Source organism: Acuticoccus sp. I52.16.1, from assembly GCF_022865125.1.
Taxonomy (GTDB): domain Bacteria; phylum Pseudomonadota; class Alphaproteobacteria; order Rhizobiales; family Amorphaceae; genus Acuticoccus.
This window is the reverse complement of the sequence record NZ_CP094828.1, coordinates 1953588-1975263: the sequence shown is the minus strand read 5'-3', so window position 1 is coordinate 1975263 and position 21676 is coordinate 1953588. Positions and strand designations below refer to the sequence as shown.

Here is a 21676-nt window from a genome sequence, read left to right as displayed (position 1 = left end):
GGCGCGGGCTCCGGAGGGCTGGCGGGCCGCGCCGTCAGTTGGGCGTCGCGGCGAGGCCGGCGCGAGAGCCGTCGCGGGTGCCTTTCGCGGCGGGGGCGCCGTCGGCCGCGCTGTGGCGCTGGCGGTAGCTCGCCGGGGTGCTGCCGGTCCACTGCTTGAAGGCGCGGTGGAAGTTGGGCGCCGACGCGAAGCCGAGGTCCTGGCTGATCGCCTCCAGGCTCTTGCTGCCGTGCGTCAGCTCGCGGATCGCGATGTCGCGCCGCAATCCATCCTTGATCCCCTGAAACGAGGTCGCGTCCGCCGCGAGGCGCCGGATCAGGGTGCGCGACGTCATGTTCAGCGCGCTGGCGGCGTCCTCGAGCTGACAGCTCATGCGGCGGGAGCGGTGCAGCAGCTCGCGGACCCTGAGAGGCAGCGCATGTTCCTTGTAGTCGGTGAAGATCCAGTCGCGCGGGGCGCGCATCAGAAACGCCTGCATCTCCGCCGCCGAGCGCGTCACCGGCAACCCGCCGAGCGCCCGGTCGAAGCTGATCGAGGAATGCGCCTCGTCGAAGCCGATCGTCGCGGGGAAGAGGATCGGGTAGTCCTCGGCGAAATCCGGCCGGGCGAAGGCGAAGCCCACCTCCCGCAGCGGCAGTTCGCGCCCGGCGAGCCACGAGATCATCCCGTGCGTCAGCTTCAGCAGCAGCATGTGGCCGAAGCGGTGCGGGGCGAGGCCCTCGTCGCGCGGCACCAGGCTGACACGGATCGCCTCGCTGTCGCGCTCCAGCTCCAGGCGATAATCGTCGAGCAGCATGTTCCAGAAGCTGGTGAAGCGATGCATGCTGGTGAGGATCGACGACGCCTCCAAGACCACCGTGCACAGGTGCTTCAGCGCGCCGGAGCGGATCGGCCGGCTCCACAGGCCCATCATCTCGTCGCCGGTCTCGCGGACCACCTGTTGGTAGAGGCCGACGATCTGGTCGTGCGTGACGCGGGCCAGCTCCGGGTCCGCTTCGGGCGGCGTCAGGCCGGCGTGGTCGAGGAGGACGGCGAGTTCCTCCGGTCCGCATTGCGCGCGCAGCGTGCCGAGCCAATCCTCCACGAAGGCGTAGGACACGGTCGACAGATGAACGGTGCGACGGGCGGACAGGGATGCCATGGTCCGATCGAGCGTGATGCAGTTTGGCACTTTTTGCAAATTGCGCGTCCGAAACAGCGATAGTCTCGGCCCGGCCTGCATCACTATGTTCGGCCTCTGATCGCAATGGCGGGGAGGCGGCCCATGATTTTCGCGGCGCCCGTAAAAGACATGGTGTTCGCCATCGAGCACCTTTCCGGCTGGGCCGAACTGACCCAGCTCCCCGAGTTCGCCGACGTCGAGCTCGAGACCTCGGGCGCGATCGTCGAGGAATGCGCCCGATTCGCCTCCGAAGTGCTGGCCCCCCTCAATGCCAGCGGCGACCGCGCCAGCTCCCGTTTCGACGGTGAGCGCGTGCACCTGCCGGAGGGGTTCGCCGCGGCCTACGCCCAGTTCGTCGACACCGGCTGGCAGAGCCTGCAGCACCCGGTGGAGTACGGCGGGCAGGGTCTGCCGCGCGCCGTGGGCGCCGCCTGCGGCGAGATCTTCAACGCCGCCAACATGAGCTTCGCCCTCTGCCCGCTTTTGACGGATGGGGCTATTGACGCGCTCCTGACCGCCGGGACCGACGCGCAGAAGGACACCTACCTGCCGAACCTCGTCTCCGGCCGCTGGTCCGGCACGATGAACCTGACCGAGCCGCAGGCCGGCAGCGATCTGGCGCTCCTGCGCACTCGCGCCGAGCCGCGCGGCGACGGCACCTACGCCGTCACCGGCACCAAGATCTTCATCACCTACGGCGACCACGAGCAGTCCGAGAACATCGTCCACCTGGTGCTCGCTCGCATTCCGGGTGCGCCGGCGGGCGTGAAGGGGATCAGCCTCTTCGTGGTGCCGAAGATCCTCGTCGACGAGGACGGCACGCTCGGCGCCCGCAACGCGGTGCGCACCGTCTCGATCGAGCACAAGCTCGGCATCCGGGCGAGCCCCACGGCCGTCCTCGAATACGAGGGCGCCACCGGGTACCTGCTGGGCGAGGAGAACCGCGGGCTCGACATCATGTTCGTCATGATGAACTCTGCCCGGTTCGCCGTCGGCATCCAGGGCATCGCCGTCTCCGAGCGGGCCTACCAGCAGGCGCTCGCCTATGCGCGGGATCGGGTGCAGAGCCGCCCGGTCGACGGGTCGTCCAACGAGAGCGTCGCCATCATCCGCCATCCGGACGTGCGCCGGCTCCTGATGCGCATGCGGGCCGTCACCGAAGGGTGCCGCGCGCTCGCCGCCGCCGCCGCCGGTTGGCAGGACCTGGCGCGCCACGCCGAGGATCCGGACCGCCGGGCCGAGGCGAAGGCCGTCGCCGAGTTCCTGGTGCCGCTCGTCAAGGGCTACTCCACCGAGATGAGCGTCGACGTCGCGTCCTGCGGCATCCAGGTGCACGGCGGTATGGGCTTCATCGAGGAGACCGGCGCCGCGCAGCACTACCGCGACGCGCGCATCCTGCCGATCTACGAGGGCACCACAGCGATCCAGGCCAACGACCTCGTCGGCCGCAAGACGCTGCGCGACGGCGGCCGCACCGCCTACCGCATCGCCGAGATGATCGCCGAGACCGAAGAGGCGCTGAACGCGTCCGACGGGCTCGCCGCCCGCGCCGTCGCCCGGCGCCTCGCCAGGGCGCGCGAGGCGTTCCTGGCGGTGGTCGACTTCGTCGTCCTGGAGACGCCGCGCGACCCGCAGAACGTCTTCGCCGGCTCGGTCCCCTACCTGATGCTCGCCGGCAACCTCATGGTCGGCTGGCAGCTCGGCCGGGCGCTGCTGGCGGCCGAAGCCGAACTCGCCGCCGGCAACGACCCGCAGTTCATGACCGCCAAGATCGCCACCGCCCGCTTCTACGCCGACCACATCCTCAACGATGCCGAGGCGATGCGCGACCGCATCGTCGAGGGCGGCGAGAGCATGCTGGAGGCCGCCGCGGTCGCACTCTGACCGCCGGCACCCCGCCCGGCCGCGACGCCGGGCGACCGAACCCCGACGCGCGGACCGCACCCTTTGCCGTGCGGCCGCCTCCATTCGCCGGCCCGCAGCGCTTCGTCCGCCGCCGGGGCCGGCAACGACTCCTCGAAGGAACACCCGATGTCGTCCGTCCTGAACTTTCTGCGCTTCACCAACCTCGACCTCGACACCCGCGAGGACGGCGTCTGGGTGGTGACGCTGAACCGGCCGGCCAAGCGCAACGCGCTCGACGCGGCCACCATCGAAGAACTGGTCGAGCTCTTCTCCACCGCCCCGCGCCGCGGCGCCCGCGCTATGGTGCTGACCGCCGCGGGCGATCACTTCTGTGCCGGCCTCGACCTCATCGAGCATCACGACGCCGACCGCAGCCCGGCCGACTTCATGCACCTTTGCATGCGCTGGCACGAGGCCTTCAACAAGATGGAGTACGGCGGCGTGCCGGTGATCGCGGCGCTGAAGGGCGCGGTCGTCGGTGGCGGGCTGGAGCTTGCGAGCGCGGCCCACGTGCGTGTCGCCGACGCGACGACCTACTTCGCCCTCCCCGAGGGTCAGCGAGGCCTGTTCACCGGTGGCGGTGCCACGATCCGCGTCGCCGATCTCATCGGCAAGGCGCGCATGATCGACATGATGCTGACCGGCCGCGTCTACCACGGCCAGGAGGCGATCGACGTCGGCCTCGCGCAATACCGCGTCGAGGGGTCCAGCTTCGACAAGGCGTTGGAACTCGCGACCCGCGCGGCCGCCAACCTGCCGCTGACCAACTTCGCCATCTGCTCGGCGATCAGCCACATGCAGAACATGTCCTCGTTCGATGCCGCTTATGCCGAGGCGGTCGTCGCGGGCGTCGTCAACACACAGCCCGCCGCCCGCGAGCGCCTCGCCGCCTTCGCCGACAAGACCGCCGCCCGCGTCCGCCCCAACGCCGGCTGATCCGCCCCGGAGGCGAACCGTCCCGGCGCCGGCGCCGCCTCGTGCCTCGGCGGTGCGGGCGCGTGCTGGAACGTGCATAACGGGGGCGGGGGCGTCCGCCCTCATTTCGAACGGCGCCGGTGGGGCGCGGGGAGCCCTCCTTGGCCGATCTCGACGCGAAGCCCCTCGGATGGGCCTTTCTCTCCGTGACCGCGCTCGGCTGGGGCCTCGGCTGGCCGATGATCAAGATCGCCATGGAGGACTGGCCGCCGCTCTTCGCGCGTGGTGCCGCCGGTCTGGTCGCCGCCTTCGGGCTCCTGGCCGTCGGCGCGGTCCGGCGCGACGTCCTCTTGCCGCCGCGCTCGGCGTGCGGGCCCATCCTCGTCGCGGCCTTCACCAACGTCTTCGCCTGGATGGGGCTCACCGCGCTGGCGCTCCTGTGGCTCAACGTGTCCGAGGCGGCGCTCGTCACCTTCACGATGCCAATCTGGGCGACGCTGTTCGCCTGGCCGCTGCTCGGCCAGCGGCCGCGGCTCGCCGACTGGGCGGCCATCGCGCTGGGTTTCGGCGGGCTCGTCGTCCTCTTCGGGACCCGGCCGGACGGCGCGGCGGACGACCTTCCCGGCATCGGCCTCGCCCTCACCGCGGCGATCTGCTTCGCCCTCGGCTCGGTGCTGCTGCCCCGCCCCGTGCCGCTGACGCCGACCGTGCGCACCGGGTGGCTGATCGGCATCGGCTCGGCGATGATGATCGCCGCCAGCGTGGTGATCGACTGGCCGGAGCTGGGGGCGCTGACGGGCCGGGGTGCCGCCGCCCTCGGCTACATGGCGCTGTTTCCGATGGCGCTGTGCTATCTCGCCTGGTTCGCGGCGGCGAGCCGGCTGCCGGTCGCGACCGCCTCGACCGGCCTTCTGATGATCCCGATCATCGGCGCCGTGTCGACCGCCCTCATGCTCGGCGAACCGCTGGGGCCGCGCGCGGCGGTCGCCTTCGCGCTCACCCTGGGCGGGGTCGCCATCGCGATGCGCTCGTCGCCGGCCGCGCTCTAGGTCGTGGACTCATGGTGTCGTAGCCATAGGCGGGTCGATGCCAAGGCGACGGCGGCCATGAAGTTTCGGGCGAGTTTGTCGAATCGGGTGGCAATGCGGCGGAAGTGCTTCAGCTTGTTGAAGTACCGCTCGACGAGGTTGCGCAGCCGATAGAGCGGTGGCGCAACGGTGCGCATAACACGAACGTTGCGCTGGCTCGGGATGTGGGCGGTGGCGCCTCTGGCCGCACACCATTCGATCAGCGCCTTGGCGCTGTAGCCGCGGTCGGCCACGATGTCCGGTGCGAGTGGGAGCCCGTCGAGGAGGATCGGCGCTGTTGTCTTGTCGGAGGCCTGACCAGCCGTGATTACGAAGCGGATCGGCAGGCCCCGCTCGTTGACGACGGCGTGGAGTTTGGTCGTCAGTCCTCCACGAGAACGGCCAATGGCGTGATCCGGGCCCCCTTTTTTCCGCCGGCTGCGTGCTGGTGAGCCTTCACGATGGAGCTGTCGATGAGCTGGAGCGCGGCCGGCTCTTCTCGAGCAAGTGCCTCGAACACCGCCAGCCATACGCCGCGCTTGGCCCATCTGTTGAAGCGATTGTAGACCGTCGTCGATGGGCCATAGCGCGCCGGCAAGTCGCGCCACGGTGACCCGGTCCGCAACACCCAGAAGATGCCGTTGAGGACACGCCGGTCGTCCACACGCTGCTTTCCGGCCGGCGCCGGCGGCAACAGCGGCTCGATGATCGACCATTCCACTTCGCTCAGATCGTAACGTGCCACACCGCGACTCCTGACTGACAGGAGATTGAATCATGGGCGCGACCATTTGAGAATCCCGGACCATGAGTTCACGACCTAGGCGGCCGCCAGCGCCGGTGGGGTTCGCCGCGCGAGCAGGCGGCGCGTTTCGGCGTGGCGCTCCGGTGCGTCGAGGTCCGTCGGCGCGCAGCGGTCGACGATGGCGCCCTCGAACATCACGACGATCTCGTCGGCGATCCAGCGTACCACGTCGACGTCGTGGCCGATGAAGGCCATCGCGAAGCCGCGCTCGCGTTGCAGACGGGCCAGTAGGGCGAGGATCTCGGCCTGCACCGTCATGTCCAGCGCGGAGACGACCTCGTCGCAGATCAGCACCTGCGGCTCGCAGATCAGCGCCCGAGCGATGCACACACGTTGCCGCTGGCCGCCCGAGAGCTGGTGCGGATAGCGGGCCGCCATCGCCGGGTCGAGGCCGACTTCGCCGAGGGCCGCCGCGATCCGATCCGCGAGGCCGGCCTGCCGGCCTGCCAGGCGCAGCGGCTCGGCGAGCGCGCGGCCGACCGTCAGACGCGGGTTGAGCGCCCCTTGCGGGTTCTGGAAGACGTATTGTACCGCGCGGCGGTCCGCACGCGGCAGCCGCGGTCCGTCCGCGGTGATCGTCGCGGTGAGGAGTTGCACGCGGCCGGTGCTGGGGCGCTGCATCGCCGCCAGCGTCTGCGCCAAGGTGCTCTTGCCCGAGCCGGAGCGGCCGAGGATGCCCAGCGTGCGTCCGGCGCGCAGCGTCGCGTCGGCGCTCCGCACCGCCCGCACCGGGCGGGCGAAGAGGCCGGCGCCGCGATAGTCGACGCCGAGGCGCTCGGCAGCGGCCCGGATGGGTGCGTCGGCGGGGGCGGCGGGCGCGCGCGTGTCGCTCAGCATGCGCCGGGCGTCGACCAGGCGGCGCGTGTAGGGCTCGCGCGGGGCGTTGAGCACCGAGGCGGCCGCGCCGGCCTCGACGATGCGGCCCTCGCGCATGACGATCACGTCGTCGGCGTCGGCCGCCAGGGAGAGGTCGTGGCTGACGAGGAGGAGTGCCATGCCGTGATCCCGCTGCAGGCGCTCCAGCAGGGCGATGATCTCGGCGGTGGTGTTGGGGTCGAGCGCGCTCGTCGGCTCGTCGGCGACCAGGAGGTCGGGCGCGCCCGCCAGCGCCATCGCGATCATCACGCGCTGCTGTTGGCCGCCGGAGAGTTCGTGCGGGTAGCGCGTCGCCAGCGCCGGCGACAGCTCCACCTCGGTCAGCAGCGCCTCGGTCCGCCGCCGCGCCTCCGCCCCGGCGACGCCGGCCCGGCCAAGCGCTTCGCCGATCTGACGACCGGCCCGCATGAACGGGTTCAGCGAGGCCATCGGGTCCTGGAAGATCATGCCGATCCGCCGGCCGCGCAGCGCCCGCATCGCCTTGACGTCGTTCAGGGGCAGCGGCGCACCGTCGAAGCGGATCGCGCCTGCCGCGGCGTGCAGGCCGCGCGGCAGCAGGCCCGTGACCGCGAGGGCCAACGTGGACTTGCCGGAACCGGATTCGCCGACGATCGCCAGCGTGCCGCCGCGGGCGAGCCGCAGCGACGCGTCCACCACGATCGGGCGCGAGCCGGCGCGGACCGTCAGTCCGTCGACGGCGAGGAGGGGGGTGTCGGTCATCGCGTCAGCCTCGGGTCGACAGTGCGGTGGATGATGTCGATGACCGCGTTGATGACCACCAGCGCCACGGCGACGACGGTGATCGCGGCCTGCACCACGGGATAGTCGCGCCCGTGGATCGCGTTGAGCATCAGGCTGCCGATACCGGGCAGGCTGAAGAGGATCTCCATGGTGAGCGTCCCCGCCACCAGCCCCGCCAGCACCAGGCCCGAGAGGGCGAGCGCCACGGGGAGCGCGGTGGGGAGGAGGTGGAAGAGGGCGACGCGCGGCCGGCCGAGCCCCTTGGCGTGTGCGGTGCGCACATGGGCCGAGGTCGCCGCCTCGCGCAGCTCCTCGAAGAGGGGTTTGCCGATCTGCCCGGCATTGTCGATCGCGATGATGACGATCGGCATCGCCAGCGCGCCGACCACCGGCAGCCAGCCGAGCCAGACGGAGAAGACGAGGATCGCCACCACGCCGACGCAGAAAGTCGGCAGCGCGATGGACCATATGTTGACGAGGTTGACGAACCCCACCAGCACGCGGCTTCCGGTGACGGCGGCCGACACCGCGAGCCCCATCGCGATGATCAGCCCCAGCGCGAAGGAGCCGGCGGCAAGGGCGAGCGTGGTGGGGAGCGCGGTCGCCAGCATGTCGGCGACCGGGCGGCCGTAGCGCAGCGAGAGGCCGAAGTCGCCGGTGATCGCGTGGCCGGCCCAGCTGGCGAGGTCGACGAGGAGGGGTTTGTCGAGGCCCATCTCGCTGCGCAACTCGGCTTCTTCGCTGGCGGTCAGCCCGCCCTCGAGGGCCATGCGGTCGACCGCGTCGCCCGGCGCCACGCGGCACAAGAGGAAGACGACGAGGACGATGCCCGCCGCCTGCACCGCCATGCGCAGGAGGGCGAGGGCGACGGCGCCGAGGCGCGTCATCGGACCGCTCCCGGCGGGAGGGCGCCGGCGCGCAGCGGGTCGAGCCGCTCGCGCAGTGCGTCGCCCAGCACCAGGAGGCTGACCGTCAGCGCGACGAGGGCGGCGATGGGTGCCAGGATCGCGTGCGGCGAGACTTCCAGGTAGCGGCTGGCGTCGGAGATCATGCGGCCCCAGGTCGGCGCGTCGGGCGAGGAGCCGAGGCCGAGGAACGACAGCACCGACTCGGTCACGATGCAGCGCGGCAGGATGATCGCCGCCTGCGTGACGAGGCTGCCGCAGAGGTTGGGCAGGATGTGCAGCCGCAGGACATGCAGCCGCCCGCCGCCGAAGAGCCCGGCGACGCGTACATAGTCCTGCGCCGCCTCGCGCTTGAACGTCGCCCGCGCGACGTAGGCGAAGAACGGCGCGAACGAGACGCCGAGCGCCAAGGTCACCGGCCCCGTCCCCTCGCCGACGGCGACGATGATGAGGAGCGCCAGCAGGATGCCGGGGACGGCGCGCACGAGGTCGATCACGGCGAAGACCACCCGTTCGCCCCAGCGGCCGAGCGCCATGCCGAGGAGCCCCAGCGCGCCGCCCAGCAGGAAGGCGATCGCCGCGCCTCCGGCACCGACGATCAGCGTCAGCCGCGCCCCCATGACGAGGCGGGAGTAGACGTCGCGGCCGATATGGTCGGTGCCGAGGGGGTGCTCGCCCCCCGGCGCCGTGTTGAGGTGAAAAAGGTCCTGCGCGAACGGGTCGTGCGTGACGAGCCACGGCGCGAACACCGCTGCGAGGATGATGGCGAAGACGACCGCCCCCGCGATGCCGACGAGGACGCGGCCGCCCCCCGCCCGGCGGGCCGCTGCGGCGGGGAGGGCCCCGTCCGCCTTGATCGCGAGGGCCACCGGCCTCAGTCCTCGATCAGGAAGGTCTGGGCGATGCCGCCGCTCACCCAGTTGGGCGACCAGGTGAAGCCCGGCTCGTAGCCCTTCACCGCCTCGCGCATGGCGATCGCGTTCGGCGCATGACCCAGCACCATGAAGTATTTGTTGTCGATCACGCGCTGGAAGGCCTCGGTATAGAGCGCCTTTCGGGCGTCCTCGTCGGTCTCGGCGACGGCGGCCTTGATGAGGCCGTCGAGCTCGGCGTCCTGGATGCCGCCCCACAGGACCGGGTTCGGCCCGTCGCTCATCAGCCGCACGTAGCGCAGGAAGATGTCGGCACGCGGGCCGGAGGCCATCACCGCCATGTCCCAGTCGTACTGGCCGAGGCGGTTCTGCGCGCCGAGGTCGTCGAGCGCGGAGTGCTCCACCTTGAAGCCGAGCTGGCGCAGCATCTGGACGACGACCTGCGGGTAGCTCTCCTGCCAGGAGACGAGGTCGATGGTGATGGTGGAGGGGTCGACGCCGGCCTCGGCCAGCAGCGCCTTCGCTTTGTCGAGGTCGGCACCCTTGTGCGCGTCCGCCTCGCCGATCGCCGCGTCGTAGTAGACGTGGCCGGGCATGACCATCTGGTTGGAGACTACGCCCGTTTCGGGGGCGATGAATTGCATGAAGGCACGCTTGTCGATCGCGTACATCAGCGCTTCGCGGACCTTCGGGTCGTCGAACGGGGCGCGGGGGCTGCGGTTGTTGAACGCGGCGAAGTACCAGGTGGAGTCCTTCAGCGTCGACGTGCGGATCGCCGGGTCCTGGGCGAGGCGGCGGGCGACGTCACGGTCGACGTTGACGATGTCGAGGTCGCCGGCGCGCAGAGCGTTGCCCTTGTCGATGTCCTCGCGAAGGTTCACCTCGACCGCGGCGAGGTAGGGCATGTCGTCGCCGCGCCAGTAGGCTTCGTAGGCCGGGGCGGTCAGCGACACCTGCGGGCGCCACTCGCCGAAGGTGAACGGGCCGGTGCCGATCGGGGTCTTGATGGTCTCGTCCCAGCCCTCGGAGGCGGGGGAGACGATCCACAGCTCGGACATGAGGTTCACGAGCGGGGCGTAGGGCTCGCTCATGGTGATGACGACGGCGTCGTCGCCCTCGGTCTTGACGCTCTCGACGAGCTTCATCGCGGAGGCGAGCCAGCCGCCGGTGACGTTCTCCTTCACGCGGCGGATGTTGGCGGCGACCGCCTCGGCATCCATCGGGTCGCCGTTGTGGAAGGTGACGCCGTCGCGCAGCGTGAAGGTGTAGGTCTTGCCGTCCTCGGAGATGTCCCACCCCTTCGCGAGGAAGGGCTCGACGCGGCCGTCGGGACCGATCGAGGTCAGCGCCTCGACATAGAGCTGCTGCACGGCGATGGAGCCGGTGTGGCGGTGGGGGTCGGAGGTGTCGAGGCCGAGCGTCGCGTAGCGCAGGGTGCCGCCTTTGACGGGGTCCTGGGCGCGCGCCTCGGGGGCGAGGGCCAGCGGTGCCGACGCGAACAGCGCTGCGGCGGCGGTGCCGAGCATGAGCCGGCGGCGGTCGATCCGGGCGAAGGGCTTGGTCGTCATGGCCGTTGATCTCCGATGGGTTCCAGAGTGGCGTGGAGGTCCCGCCCATCGAGCCCCCGGTGGGGGACGCCGAGATGGGTGAGGATGGTGGGCGCGAGGTCGACCGCGGAGGTCGGCTCGCCGAGCGCGGCACCGGGGCGGAAGCCCGCGCCACGCATCATGAGGAAGGGAGACTGCTCGCCGGCGCCGAGACCGCCGTGCTGGCCGCAGCCGAGCCGGTCGGCCTTGCTGCCGCAGGGCCGCACGACGGCGCTGGTGCCGCGGATGCCGTAGGCGTTGGGCGCGTCGCTGGCCGCCATGGAAACGGCGACGGCGAGCCCGCCGACCGGCGCGTGGCCGACACGGGCGAGCTCTTCGCCGGCGTAGACCGCGCCGGTCCAGGGCACCGCCTCCAGCGCGCGGACGATGGCGGGTATGCGGTCGGCGCCGTCCGGGTGGACGTAGACGAGGGCGCCGGTCCCGTTGGGCGCGACGAGGACGTCGTCCGCGCCCTTCGCCTTCAGCCCCTCGGCGACGAGGAAGGCGTCGATGTCGATCACGCTGCCGACCGTCTGGTGGCCGTGGTCGGAGAGGATGGCGACGAGCGGCGCGTCGGGGCCGGCCGGATGCGCGGCGTCGATCGCGGCGAGGACGCGGCCGGCGACGGCGTCCGCCCGCCGGAGCACCGCGAGGGCGTCCGGCGAGCCGAGCGGGGCGGCGTGCTGCGTGGTGTCGGGCTCGGAGAGCCACAGGACGGCGAGCGCGGTGCGCCCGTGCGGGCCGGCGGGGTCGACCGCCTCGGCGACGAAACGCTCGGCCATCGCCTCGTCCCCGTCGATGCCGAGCGTGACGGCGAGCGGGCGGGCGACCGGGCCGAGGCCCGGCCCGTGCGAGCCGGCGCGGTGGTAGACGGTGCCGTGCCCGTCCGGGTCGTGCGCGTAGGCCGCCCCCGGCGAGACGTTGTTGAAGACGACGACGCCGCCGCGATCCGAAAGCCGCTCGGCCATGGTGGGCTGGTCGAGCGTGCTGCCGGTCGCCGCCCGCTTGGTGGCGAAGAACTCCGGCTTGCCGACGTCGTGAAGCGCCAGCCGCCCGTTGGCCATCAGCGCCACGGTGTTGCCCTGCAACCCGTTGCGGGCCGGATGGCAGCCGGTGGCGAACGCGGCCGAAACCACGCGTGTCGCCGACGGGAAGACCGAGCGGTGGGCGGTGAAGCGCGTCGCGGTGTCGGCGAAGCGCATCAGGTGCGGCGTCGTTTCGGGCGTGACGAGGTCGCGGCGCAACCCGTCGAGGACGATGGCGAAGGCGCGGGTCATCCGCGCACCCCGTTCAGCGCGAAGTCGAAGATGTCGAAGTTGCGCAGCGGGCCGGCGGCCTTGGCGCGGTAGGCGTCGGTGAGCGGATGGGACAGGACGAACGGCACCCGCTGCTCGGCGAGCCCGCCGTGGGAGCGCAGCCGCGTGCCGGCCAGGGCCGAGAGGTCGTGGTCCGCCGCATGGGCCCCGAGCGCGACGTTGGGGGCGCCGATCGCCACGACGTCGCCCTCGCGCTCGGGCGGCAGCTCGAACCGGGCGGCGGCCTCGGCCCCGGAGAGGGCCTCGCCGACGCCGTCCATCGCCGCCACCGCGGCCAGCACCTCGGCGGCGGCGAGCGCCGGGTCGGTGACGTGGACCCGCACGAAACCGCCCAGCGCGCCGTGATGGCGCACGAACGGGTCGGTGATGGGACAGACGACGCGGGTGCGGCCTTCGCCGAACGCGGCGTCCAGGCGATCGGCGAGGTAGGTGACCCGCGCCGCTCCGCCGTCCTCGGCCATGTCGTTCATGCCGTGGTCGGCGACGATGCCGACCACCGCCCCCGCCGCCAGCAGCGCGCCGACGCGCTGGTCGACTGCCGCCATGAAGGCGTTGGCCTCGGGCGTGCCGGGAGCGTGCGAGTGCTGCACGAGGTCCGACAGCGAGAGGTAGGCGACGTCGGCCATCCCCTCGCCGATGAGCCGCACGCCGGCGTCGAGCACGAAGAGCGAGAGATCGGGGACGTACGGCTCCGGCGCCGGGCGGCCGACGAGGCGGGTGGCGTCCTCGATGCCGTTGGCGGCGAGGGTCGCCTCGTCGGCACGCTCGGCGGAGAAGGCGATACCGGCGAGGTCCTTCGCGAGGGCCTTGAGGAGCTTGTCCTTGGCCGTCACCGCCGCGACGCGCACGCCTGCCGCGGCGAGCGCGGCCAGCACCGTGCCGCCGCGCATCCCCTCCGCGTCGAGCATCATGATTTCACGGCCGGTCGCGGCGTCGTAATAGTAGTTGCCGGAGATGCCGTGGACGGCCGGCGGCGCGCCGGTGACGATGGAGACGTTGTTGGGGTTGGTGAAGGTCGGCATCGCGGCGAGCGCGGTGGCGGCGAAGCCCTCGTCCATCATGCGGGCGAGGTGCGGGACGATGCCGGCCTCGCGCGCGGCGGCGACGTAGGCCGGGTCGCACCCGTCGTAGCAGATCACGGCGACCGGGCGGTGCGGCAGCGCATAGCGGCGCCCGTTGACTTCGACCTCGGCGGCGGGGGTTCCTGTGGCGGTGTCCATTGCGAGAGCCATTGATCCTCCAGCGCTCACGACCGCCCGTAATCAAACCGCCATGTGTTTGATGTATAAGGAGGTTCGTCAAGAATACAGAACGCATTCGCGTTGGGGAACGAGGTAGCGCCAACGACGACTCGCAAGCAATGGAAATAAATTCGCGCAATGTGAGATGAATTCACATGACAAAACGACGAATACTGCCGATAAAATCTCTCATTGCACTGGAGAGTGTCGTGCGAACGGGCAGTGTGTCGGCCGCGGCCGATGATTTATCCGTGACGCACGGAGCGGTGAGTAAGCAACTCGCACATCTGGAGCAGTGGCTGGGGCGGCCGTTGTTCAGCGGTCGGCGGGGCGGCATGGTCGCCAACGCGGCCGGCGAGCGTCTCGCGGCGGCCGTCGGCGGCGCGCTGGAGGAAATCGAGACCGCACTCGACGATGTGCTCGCCAGCGACCGGCAGGAGGTGCTGACGGTCGTCGCTCCCGCCACCTTCGCCATGCGCTGGCTCATCCCGCGCCTGCCACGGCTCGATATCGCCGGCAGCGACACGGGGATCCGCGTCCGCCCGACCCACACCACCGAGGACTGGGACGCACTGCAGTTCGATCTGGTGGTGCGGCGGGGGGAGGCACTGGCGCCGCGCTTCGCGCCGCGGCCGCTCTTCGTCGAGCAGCTCGGCCTCCTGGTGCCGCCCAACCTTCTCGACGTGACCGACCCGGCGCGCCTCCCCTTCGTCGACGCGGCGACGCGCACCGGCGAGCTCGCCCGCTGGTGCCAGCACGCGTTCCGCGGGCGGCCGGCGCGCCCGGCGAAGGTCTACCCGCATTATTATGTCGCGCTGGAGGCGGCGCTCGCCGGGCTCGGCGCCATCGTGGCGCCGCTGGAGCTGCTCGGCCCACAGCTCTCCCAGGGCCTCCTGGTGGAGCCTTGGCCGGACTTGCGCGTCGCCGGGGCGGTCTACTCCATCGGCGTTTCGCCCGACGGCCCCAACCGCTGCGCCGCCGAGACGCTGGCCCGCACGATGGTGCGCCAGTGGGAGGCCGCCCCCGCCGCACCGCCGGCGATCCCGGCGGGCGCGTGAGGCGATCGTCGCCTCAGACGGTGAAGAGCTCCGGCCGGTCGAGCTTCAGGCCCATGAGGCACATGACCGCCTTGCCGTCGCGCAGACGGCCGTCCTTCCAGGCGCGCCACAGGTCGTCGAGGCCCCACTCCTCGACCTCGATCACCTCGTCCTCGTCCGCGGCGAAGCCCTCGGTGATCCGGTCGGCGGCGGCGTACTCGGCGACGAAGCAGTGCATCAGCTCCGTCACCATGCCGGGGATCGGGTAGACGGTGCCCACCGGCGCGACGTTTCGCACCAGGTAGCGCAACTCCTCCGCGGCCTCGCGCTGCGCGGCGGCGGCGGGGCTGGCGTCGTCCTTGTCGATCAGCCCGGCGGCCGCCTCCAGGATGAGGCCATTGCCTTCCACCACGTGGACGGGCAACCTCAGCTGGCGGACCAGGAGGCATGTGCGGCGCTCCGGATCGAACGGCAGGACACACGCGCCATGGCCATGGTCGTGCACCTCGCGCACCATCTCGGTGGCGTGGCCGTTCAACTCGATCGTCGCTTCATAAAGGTCGAGGGTCATGAAGCCGGAGTAGGCCGTCTTCACGTGCCGCACGCTATAACTCTGTTCGGGCATTCGCATCCTCATCGGTCCGCCGAGTGCTATACCCTAAGGCAAGTTTGTGCCACGCCGCGCGGGAGCGTACCCATGCGACAGACCAGCGTCATCAACGACCTGCTCTCCACCATCACGGACAATCGCCTCTTCGGCGAGCGCCGCAAGCCACGGCGCACCAGCCGGCGCGATCTCGCCCAGCTGATCGAGAGCCTGCTCAACGGGCGGGGCGAGTCCTCGTCGCTGGAGCGTGCGGCGGAATTCCTGCGCGCCTACCGTGACCTCGACAGCGCCGGGCGCACGTTCGTCTTCCGCACCCTGGCGGCCGACTATGGTCCCGAGCCGGAGCGCCTCGCCGAGGCCGCCGAGGCCTACCTCGACAAGCCGAGTGGCGTCACCGCGAAGGCATTGCAACGCGCGGCCGAGCCGCGCCGCGTCGAGATCTTCCGCCGCCTCAACCAGGTGCAGGGCGGCACGCAGGCGCTGGTGGCGATGCGCTGCGAGCTGATCGACCGGCTGTCCAACCACCCCGACCTCGCAACGGTCGACGACGACCTCAAGCGCCTGTTCGCGGCGTGGTTCAACCGTGGCTTCCTGATGCTGCGGGAGATCAGCTGGCAGACCTCGGCGGCCGTGCTGGAGAAGATCATCCGCTACGAGGCCGTCCACGCGATCACCGACTGGAACGACCTGCGCCGGCGGATCGACGTGCCGGACCGCCGCCTCTTCGGCTTCTTCCACCCGCGCCTGGGCGACGAGCCGCTGATCTTCGTCGAGGTGGCGCTGACGACCGAGATCCCGCGCGCCATCGGCCCCATCCTGTCGGGCGAGCGCGAGCCGATCGACCCGCAGAGCGCGACGACGGCCGTCTTCTACTCGATCTCCAACTGCCAGGACGGGCTGCGGGGGATCTCGTTCGGCTCCTTCCTGATCAAGCAAGTGGCGACGGACCTCGCCAACGAGCTGCCGAACCTGAAGAACTTCGTCACCCTGTCGCCGGTGCCGGGCTTCGCCAAATGGCTCTCCGAGGAGACGGCGCGGCCGACCAGCGCGGTGGACGAGGCGACCCGCACGCTGCTGAGGGCGCTGGAGGACGGCTGGGTCAACAACACCGCCCAGGCTAAGGCCGCGGAGGCCGCCTTCGTGCCGTTGACGGCGCATTACCTGCTGGAGGCGAAGGACCATGGGCGCCCCCGGGACCCGGTGGCGCGCTTCCATCTCGGCAACGGGGCACGGCTGGAGCAGATCAACTTCGCCGGCGACGTGTCGCCCCGCGGTCTCGCCAGCGCCTACGGCATGATGGTCAACTACCGCTACGTCCTGTCCGAGGTGGAGAAGAACCACGAGGCGTTCGTCAACGAGGGCAGGATCGCCGTGGCGCCGGCGGTGTCGAAGCTGGCGCGCTCGGTGAAGGTGGCGGAGCGGGCGCCGGCGGGCGGGCCCGCGCAACTCCCACCGCCGACCCGGACGGACACGCGCGAGGTGGACGAGCCGCCGCGCGACACTGTGACGGAGAGCACGGAGGCGCCCACGGCCTGACCTATATCCGGCTCACTTATTCCAAGCGCGAATGATGAGCAGGACGAGGATGGGACGATGCCTTTTGTCGACTTCGAGCACCAGGAGCTGAGGCGCATAGCGCGGGAGGCGTGGCCGATCGCCCTGCGGACGCCGCGCGCGGCCGTGCGCCCGGCGGTGGCCGTGCCCCGGCGCACCGCTTACCGCGCGGTGCGCGATTTCTGCCGGCGCGGTCTCTCCCGCGCCCCGCGCTGAGCGCGCCGGCACCCCGCCTACGCGGCCTGAACGAGCGCCGTCACCTGATCCACCACCGCCGGCGGCAGGACCGCCTCCACCGTGACCACCAAGGCCGCCTCGGCGAGCCGTCGCCCCGCTGCGCCGGCGGCGGCCAGCCGTACGTGATCCTTCGCCGTCGTCACCGGCCGGGCGCCGAGCGCGGCGGCGCGCGCCGTGATCCGCTCGGCGTCGGCCTCGCTATAATGATGATGGTCGGCGAAGGGGTGGCGCTCGGCGATGTGGCCGCCGAGGGCCTGGACGCTGGCGAAGAACTTCTGCGGCCGGCCGATCCCGGCGAAGGCGAGGACGGGCCGGGCGTCCAGCGGCTCGGGCGCGGCGGCGACGAGGCGGACCTCGTGGACCGCGCGCGCGGGCAGTGTGGCCGGCAGCGCCGCGCGCACGCGATCGTCGCCGGTGACGACGAGCCACGCGTCGGCACCGAGGTGCGCCGCCAGCGGGGCACGCAGCGGCCCGGCCGGCGTGACCGCGCCGTTGCCGAGACCGACCGCCGCGTCGATCACCATCGCCGACCAGCTCTTGGCGAGGCCGGGGTTCTGGAAGCCGTCGTCCATCACCACGACGTCGCCGAGCGTGGCGGCGAGGCGGCCGCCGGCGGCGCGGTCCGGCGAGACGACGGTCGGGGCGACCGCGGCCAGCAGCAGCGGTTCGTCGCCGACCTCGGAGGCGGACTGGCCGGCGACGATCCGCGGCGCGGCGGCCTTCCCGCCATAGCCGCGAGTGAGGAAGACGGGGCGGGCGCCGGCGGCGACGAGCGCGCGCGCCACGGCGATCGAGACGGGCGTCTTGCCCGCGCCGCCGACGGTGGGGTTGCCGATGCACACGACCGGGATCGCGAGCCGCGCGTCCGGCGCACGGCGCATGCGGTGCGCGGCGACGGTGCCGACGACCCAGCCGGCCGGCGCCAGCAGCGAGGCGGCGAGGCCCATCCGCGGCGCCCACCAGAAGTCCGGCGCCCTCACGTCGCCCCCCCGTCGACGTCGGCATTGTCGCCCGTGCCGCCCGTGTCGCCCCGCACGGCCGGGGCGGCCCGCGCGGCGGGCGATCGTGCGGCGAGGCGGCCGGGAAGCCATGCGGCGAGCGCGTCCATGGTCCGGTCGACGGCGCCGCGCTCGGCCTCGAGCACGGTGCGGGAGAGCTCGCCGCGACGTGCTCGCTCGGCCGGGTCGGCCAGGAGTTCGCCGACCGCGTCGGCCAAGGTCGCATCGTCGACGAGGCGGGCGGCGCCGGCGGCGAGGAAGGGTTCGAACATCACGCCGTGGGTCGGCCCGGTCAGGAGGGCGGCGCCGAAGGCGGCCGGCTCGGCCGGGTTGTGCCCGCCATAGGGTCGCAGCGACGCGCCCAGCAGCACCGTGCCGACCACGTCGAACAGGGTGGCGAGTTCGCCCATGGTATCGGCGATGTAGATGGCGCCGGTGGGCCCTGCGCCTGCGCTGCGCCGCGTGACCGGGCCGGCGGCCGACGCCAGCTCCGCCACGCCGGTCCCGCGGTCGATGTGGCGGGGGGCGATGATGGTCAGCACGTTCGGCCAGCGCGCGGCGAGGCTGCGGTGGGCGGCGAGCACCACCTCGTCCTCGCCGGGGTGGGTGCTGGCGGCGAGCCACACCGGCCGATCGCCGATCACGGCGGCGAGGTCCGCGGCGGCCTCGGGGTCGGCCTCGGGCGGGGCGGCATCGAACTTGATGTTCCCGGTCGATGTCGCGCGACGGGCGCCGAGGGCGCCGAACCGGCGGGCCTGCTCGGGAGACTGGGCGAGCGCCAGGTCGATCGCCTCGAAGAGCGGACGGGCGAGTCCGCTCCAGCGCTGCCAGCCGGCGAACGAGCGGTCCGACAGGCGGGCGTTGACGTGGGCCAGGGGGATGCCGCGCCGGGCAAGGGCCCGCAGCGTCGTCGGCCAGATCTCGGACTCGATGAAGATCGCCGCGGCCGGGCGCCAGTGCGCCAGGAAGCGCGCCACGAAGGGCGGCGCGTCCAGCGGAGCATATTGCTGGACGATGCGGTCCGTCAGCGCCGGGGCCAGGCGCGCCGCGGCCGCGGGGGTCGACGTGGTGAGGAGGATGGGCCAGCCGCGCGCGGCGAGCCGCTGCGCCAAGGTCAGCGCCGCGACGCTCTCGCCGATGCTGACGGCGTGGATCCAGAGCGGGGCCTCGCCGAACGCCGGCAGCGAGGCGACGCCGCGTTTCTCGTCGAGGCGCGCGGGGTCTTCCTTACCGCGGAGGACCCGGCGTGCCAGATAGCGCCGTGCGAGCGGCGCGGCGGCCCGGCCGACCGCCCCGTAGAGCGACCAGACGAGGCCCGTCACGCGGGCTGGCCGGTCTCCGGGTCGAGCAGGCGGTGAAGGTGGACGATGAAGTAGCGCATGTGCGCATTGTCCACCGTCTGCTGCGCCTTTTTCTGCCACGCTTTGTGTGCCTCGGCGTAGTTGGGGAAGACGCCGACGATGTCGACATCCTCGAGATCACGGAAAGTCACGCCCGTGGGGTCGGCCAGCTCGCCGCCGATGACGAGATGAAGAAGCTGCTTGTCCGCCATGTCCGTTCCGTTTATGTTAACGTATCGGGAAGTAACGTCGCCAGAAATTACAGTCGATTACATTGCGGGATCGTGGCCGGCCGCCAGGCGCCGCAAGGAGTCCGACAGGTCGGGACTTCCGGCGACGATCGCGCCATGGCTCGTGGTTTCGGCCGCATAGTCCAGCGTCTCGCCTGCCAGGTCAGTCAACGTACCGCCAGCCTCGTGCACGAAGAGGTCGGCCGCCGCAAGGTCCCAATGGTGCGGGCCTTGCTTGGTGATGACCGCGTCGAGCCGTCCGTCGCCCGCCTTGGCCAGCCGCAGCGCCATCGACGAGATGTACTTCGCCCGCTCCACGCCGGCCTCTTGGAACGGTCCGTCGCGGTAGAGCGGCGCCGGCATGGCGACGCGCGCCGCCTGCAGGCCCGCATGGCGCGAGACTTTCGCCGGGCGGCCGTCGCGCATCGCCCCGCCGCCGCGCGCTGCACTATAGAGTGTGCCGACGACCGGCCGGAAAATCGCCCCCGCGACCGGCCGGCCCCCATCGAGCACCGCCGCGACGACCGTCCAGTCGCTGCCGCCGGCGACGTAGGCTCGGGTGCCGTCGATCGGGTCGACGACGAAGCTCCGCCCCGAGCCGGACTTGCCGCCGTTCTCTTCCGACAGCCAGCCGTAGTCCGGCCGGGCGGCGCACAGGACGTCCTGCAACGCGTCGTTGGCGGCGAGGTCCGCCTCCGACACCGGCGAACCGTCGGCCTTGGACCAGCTGCGCGCCGTTCCTCGCCACGCGAGGGCGACCTGCCCCGCCCGGCGCACGGCGCGCACCAGGAGGTCGAGATCGCTCTCAGCGGCCACCGATCGTCATTCCCGCGATGGCGATCGAGGGGGCGTCCACCGAGGCGAGGCCCGGCGCGTCGTCTCCGAAGCGGGCGGCGGCGAACATCTGCGCCAGCGACCCGGCGACGGTGATCTCCGCGACCGGGTAGGCGATCTCGCCGTTCTCGAACCAGAACCCGGCCGCGCCGCGCGAATAATTGCCGTTGACGACGTTCGCGCCCATGCCGATCAGATCCGTCACCAGCACGCCCGACCCCGCCTCCGCCATCAGCGCCGCGAGGTCGCCCGAGCCGCCGGTGACCGTGACGTTGGTCGGCGCCGGGCTCGGTGAGCCGGTGCCGCGGGCGGCGCGCCCGTTGGACGTCTCGCCCAGACGCCGCGCGGTGGACAGGTCCAGGATGTAGGCCTGGAGAGTGCCACCGGAGACGATGTCGACCGCAGCGGCGGCGAGGCCCTCGCCGTCGAACGGGCGGGAGGCGCGGCCGCGCGGCAATGCCGGGTCGTCGCGGATGGTGATCGTGTCGGCCATCACCTCGGTGCCGCGCTTTCCGGCGAGGATGCTGGCCCCCCGCGCCACCGCCGCGCCGTTGACGGCCGACAGGAGGTGCCCGACGAACCCGGACGCCGCGCGCGGCTCGAAGATGATGGTGCCGCGGCGCGTGGTGAGCTGTCGCGCGTCGAGCTTGCGCACGGTGCGCTCGGCGGCGATGCGGCCGATCTCGTCCGCCGCGGCGAGGTCCGCCAGGTGCCGGCGCACGCTCGACCAGCTGTCGCGTTCCATCCGCGTGCCGTCGCCGGCGATCGCCGTCGCGCTCTGGTGATGCATCGTCGCGCCGTAGGCGGCGAGGAAGCCGGTGCTGGTCGCGAGCACCCGCGTCGCCCGCCGTGCCCCCGCCGACACGCCGTTGGAGTTGGTGACGCCGGCGACGGCCAGCATCGCCTCTTCCATCGTGCGCGCGCGGGCGGTCAGCGCGTCGACGTCCGGCTCCACGCCGTCGTCGAGGTCGAGGTCCGGGAAGGGCGGTTTGGCGAGTTGGTCGGCCGGGGCGAGGGCGACGGTGTCGTCCTCCGGGGCCGCCTTGGCCATGGCGACGGCCCGGGCGGCGGCTTCGGCGAGGTCGCGCTGGTCGGCGACCCCCACCAGGGCGCTGCGGGCGCCGACGAAGACGCGAAGGCCGATCTCCGCGCCTTCGGAGCGCTCGACCTCCTCGGTCACGCCGTTGCGCAGGGTCACCGCCGTGGACGTGCCGGCGGCGACCACCGTATCGGCCGCATCCGCACCGGCGGCCTTGGCCGCGTCGAGCGCGGCCTCCGCGAGGCTGGTCAGATCGGCAGTGTTTGAGAACGCAGTGGGGTTTGGCATCGAATAGGGTTTAGGAAGCCTGAATCGCCACGGCAAGGCGTTCACCCAACCTCCAGGCATTCTGCGGGTCCCGCTCGGACAAGGTTACGCCTCTCTCAACAGCGGCCTCCGGATTCACCAT

Annotated in this window: 20 protein-coding genes; 6 read left to right on the top strand and 14 right to left on the bottom strand. The window is 71.9% G+C overall.

Features of this window, described 5'->3' with window-relative positions:
* Positions 1 to 34 precede the first annotated feature (34 nt).
* Positions 35 to 1141: an AraC family transcriptional regulator gene (locus MRB58_RS08800; RefSeq protein ID WP_244781343.1), complete on the bottom strand. Its 1107-nt coding sequence runs from the start codon at positions 1139 to 1141 to the stop codon at positions 35 to 37.
* Positions 1142 to 1264: 123 nt separating this feature from the next.
* On the opposite strand from MRB58_RS08800, the gene MRB58_RS08795 reads away from it, so the two are divergent.
* The 3 genes from MRB58_RS08795 (at position 1265) to MRB58_RS08785 (ending at position 5031) form a co-directional block, all read left to right on the top strand.
* Positions 1265 to 3046 carry an acyl-CoA dehydrogenase gene (locus tag MRB58_RS08795; protein ID WP_244781342.1) on the top strand — a complete coding sequence of 594 codons (1782 nt, stop codon included), beginning with the start codon at positions 1265 to 1267 and terminating at the stop codon, positions 3044 to 3046.
* A gap of 147 nt (positions 3047 to 3193) precedes the next feature.
* Complete coding sequence (dmdD, locus tag MRB58_RS08790) at positions 3194 to 4003, top strand: methylthioacryloyl-CoA hydratase (protein WP_244781341.1); 810 nt, start codon at positions 3194 to 3196, stop codon at positions 4001 to 4003.
* Between the two features lie 140 nt (positions 4004 to 4143).
* Positions 4144 to 5031, top strand: coding sequence for a DMT family transporter (locus MRB58_RS08785; protein WP_244781340.1), 888 nt, complete (start codon positions 4144 to 4146; stop codon positions 5029 to 5031).
* On the opposite strand, the gene MRB58_RS08780 is transcribed toward MRB58_RS08785, so the two are convergent.
* From MRB58_RS08780 to phnA, 7 genes are all read right to left on the bottom strand, one after another.
* A protein-coding gene (locus tag MRB58_RS08780) for an IS5 family transposase (RefSeq protein ID WP_244781339.1) occupies positions 5028 to 5794 on the bottom strand; the annotation gives its coding sequence in 2 pieces (ribosomal slippage) (positions 5028 to 5485 and positions 5485 to 5794; 768 coding nt in all). The genes MRB58_RS08785 and MRB58_RS08780 overlap by 4 nt on opposite strands.
* Positions 5795 to 5869: 75 nt before the next feature.
* The gene (locus MRB58_RS08775) at positions 5870 to 7450 is read right to left on the bottom strand and encodes an ABC transporter ATP-binding protein (protein WP_244781338.1); all 1581 of its coding nucleotides are present in this window, start codon (positions 7448 to 7450) and stop codon (positions 5870 to 5872) included.
* Positions 7447 to 8358, bottom strand: coding sequence for an ABC transporter permease (locus tag MRB58_RS08770; RefSeq protein WP_244781337.1), 912 nt, complete (start codon positions 8356 to 8358; stop codon positions 7447 to 7449). Before MRB58_RS08770 ends, MRB58_RS08775 begins: the two co-directional genes overlap by 4 nt.
* On the bottom strand, positions 8355 to 9245 hold the full coding sequence (locus tag MRB58_RS08765; RefSeq protein WP_244781336.1) for an ABC transporter permease: 891 nt from the start codon (positions 9243 to 9245) through the stop codon (positions 8355 to 8357). The genes MRB58_RS08770 and MRB58_RS08765 overlap by 4 nt, the downstream gene beginning before the upstream one ends.
* Positions 9246 to 9250: 5 nt before the next feature.
* Positions 9251 to 10816, bottom strand: a complete 1566-nt coding sequence (locus MRB58_RS08760) for an ABC transporter substrate-binding protein (protein WP_244781335.1) — start codon at positions 10814 to 10816, stop codon at positions 9251 to 9253.
* Positions 10813 to 12111 (bottom strand): alkaline phosphatase family protein, encoded by a 1299-nt coding sequence (locus MRB58_RS08755; protein ID WP_244781334.1) that lies wholly within the window; start codon positions 12109 to 12111, stop codon positions 10813 to 10815. Before MRB58_RS08755 ends, MRB58_RS08760 begins: the two co-directional genes overlap by 4 nt.
* Positions 12108 to 13382, bottom strand: a complete 1275-nt coding sequence (gene phnA, locus MRB58_RS08750) for a phosphonoacetate hydrolase (protein ID WP_244781333.1) — start codon at positions 13380 to 13382, stop codon at positions 12108 to 12110. Before phnA ends, MRB58_RS08755 begins: the two co-directional genes overlap by 4 nt.
* A gap of 164 nt (positions 13383 to 13546) precedes the next feature.
* Between phnA and MRB58_RS08745 the strand changes: the two genes are divergently transcribed.
* Complete coding sequence (locus tag MRB58_RS08745) at positions 13547 to 14449, top strand: LysR family transcriptional regulator (RefSeq protein WP_244781332.1); 903 nt, start codon at positions 13547 to 13549, stop codon at positions 14447 to 14449.
* A gap of 13 nt (positions 14450 to 14462) precedes the next feature.
* On the opposite strand, the gene MRB58_RS08740 is transcribed toward MRB58_RS08745, so the two are convergent.
* The gene (locus MRB58_RS08740; RefSeq protein ID WP_244781331.1) at positions 14463 to 15053 is read right to left on the bottom strand and encodes an NUDIX domain-containing protein; all 591 of its coding nucleotides are present in this window, start codon (positions 15051 to 15053) and stop codon (positions 14463 to 14465) included.
* Positions 15054 to 15125: 72 nt separating this feature from the next.
* Here MRB58_RS08740 and MRB58_RS08735 point away from each other — a divergent pair, with 72 nt between their 5' ends.
* Complete coding sequence (locus MRB58_RS08735) at positions 15126 to 16571, top strand: malonyl-CoA decarboxylase (protein WP_244781330.1); 1446 nt, start codon at positions 15126 to 15128, stop codon at positions 16569 to 16571.
* A gap of 57 nt (positions 16572 to 16628) precedes the next feature.
* A complete protein-coding gene (locus MRB58_RS08730; protein ID WP_244781329.1) occupies positions 16629 to 16805 on the top strand; it encodes a hypothetical protein in 177 nt (58 codons plus the stop codon).
* Positions 16806 to 16822: 17 nt separating this feature from the next.
* On the opposite strand, the gene lpxK is transcribed toward MRB58_RS08730, so the two are convergent.
* The 5 genes from lpxK to MRB58_RS08705 are packed head-to-tail and all read right to left on the bottom strand — an operon-like array spanning position 16823 to position 21555.
* Positions 16823 to 17806, bottom strand: a complete 984-nt coding sequence (gene lpxK, locus MRB58_RS08725) for a tetraacyldisaccharide 4'-kinase (protein ID WP_244781328.1) — start codon at positions 17804 to 17806, stop codon at positions 16823 to 16825.
* Entirely contained in the window at positions 17803 to 19146 is a 1344-nt protein-coding gene (locus MRB58_RS08720; protein ID WP_244781327.1) for a 3-deoxy-D-manno-octulosonic acid transferase, read from the bottom strand. Before MRB58_RS08720 ends, lpxK begins: the two co-directional genes overlap by 4 nt.
* On the bottom strand, positions 19143 to 19376 hold the full coding sequence (locus tag MRB58_RS08715; protein ID WP_244781326.1) for a DUF4170 domain-containing protein: 234 nt from the start codon (positions 19374 to 19376) through the stop codon (positions 19143 to 19145). Before MRB58_RS08715 ends, MRB58_RS08720 begins: the two co-directional genes overlap by 4 nt.
* Positions 19377 to 19433: 57 nt before the next feature.
* The gene (locus MRB58_RS08710; RefSeq protein ID WP_244781325.1) at positions 19434 to 20210 is read right to left on the bottom strand and encodes a 3'(2'),5'-bisphosphate nucleotidase CysQ; all 777 of its coding nucleotides are present in this window, start codon (positions 20208 to 20210) and stop codon (positions 19434 to 19436) included.
* On the bottom strand, positions 20200 to 21555 hold the full coding sequence (locus MRB58_RS08705) for a TldD/PmbA family protein (RefSeq protein ID WP_244781324.1): 1356 nt from the start codon (positions 21553 to 21555) through the stop codon (positions 20200 to 20202). The genes MRB58_RS08710 and MRB58_RS08705 overlap by 11 nt, the downstream gene beginning before the upstream one ends.
* Positions 21556 to 21676: the final 121 nt, after the last annotated feature.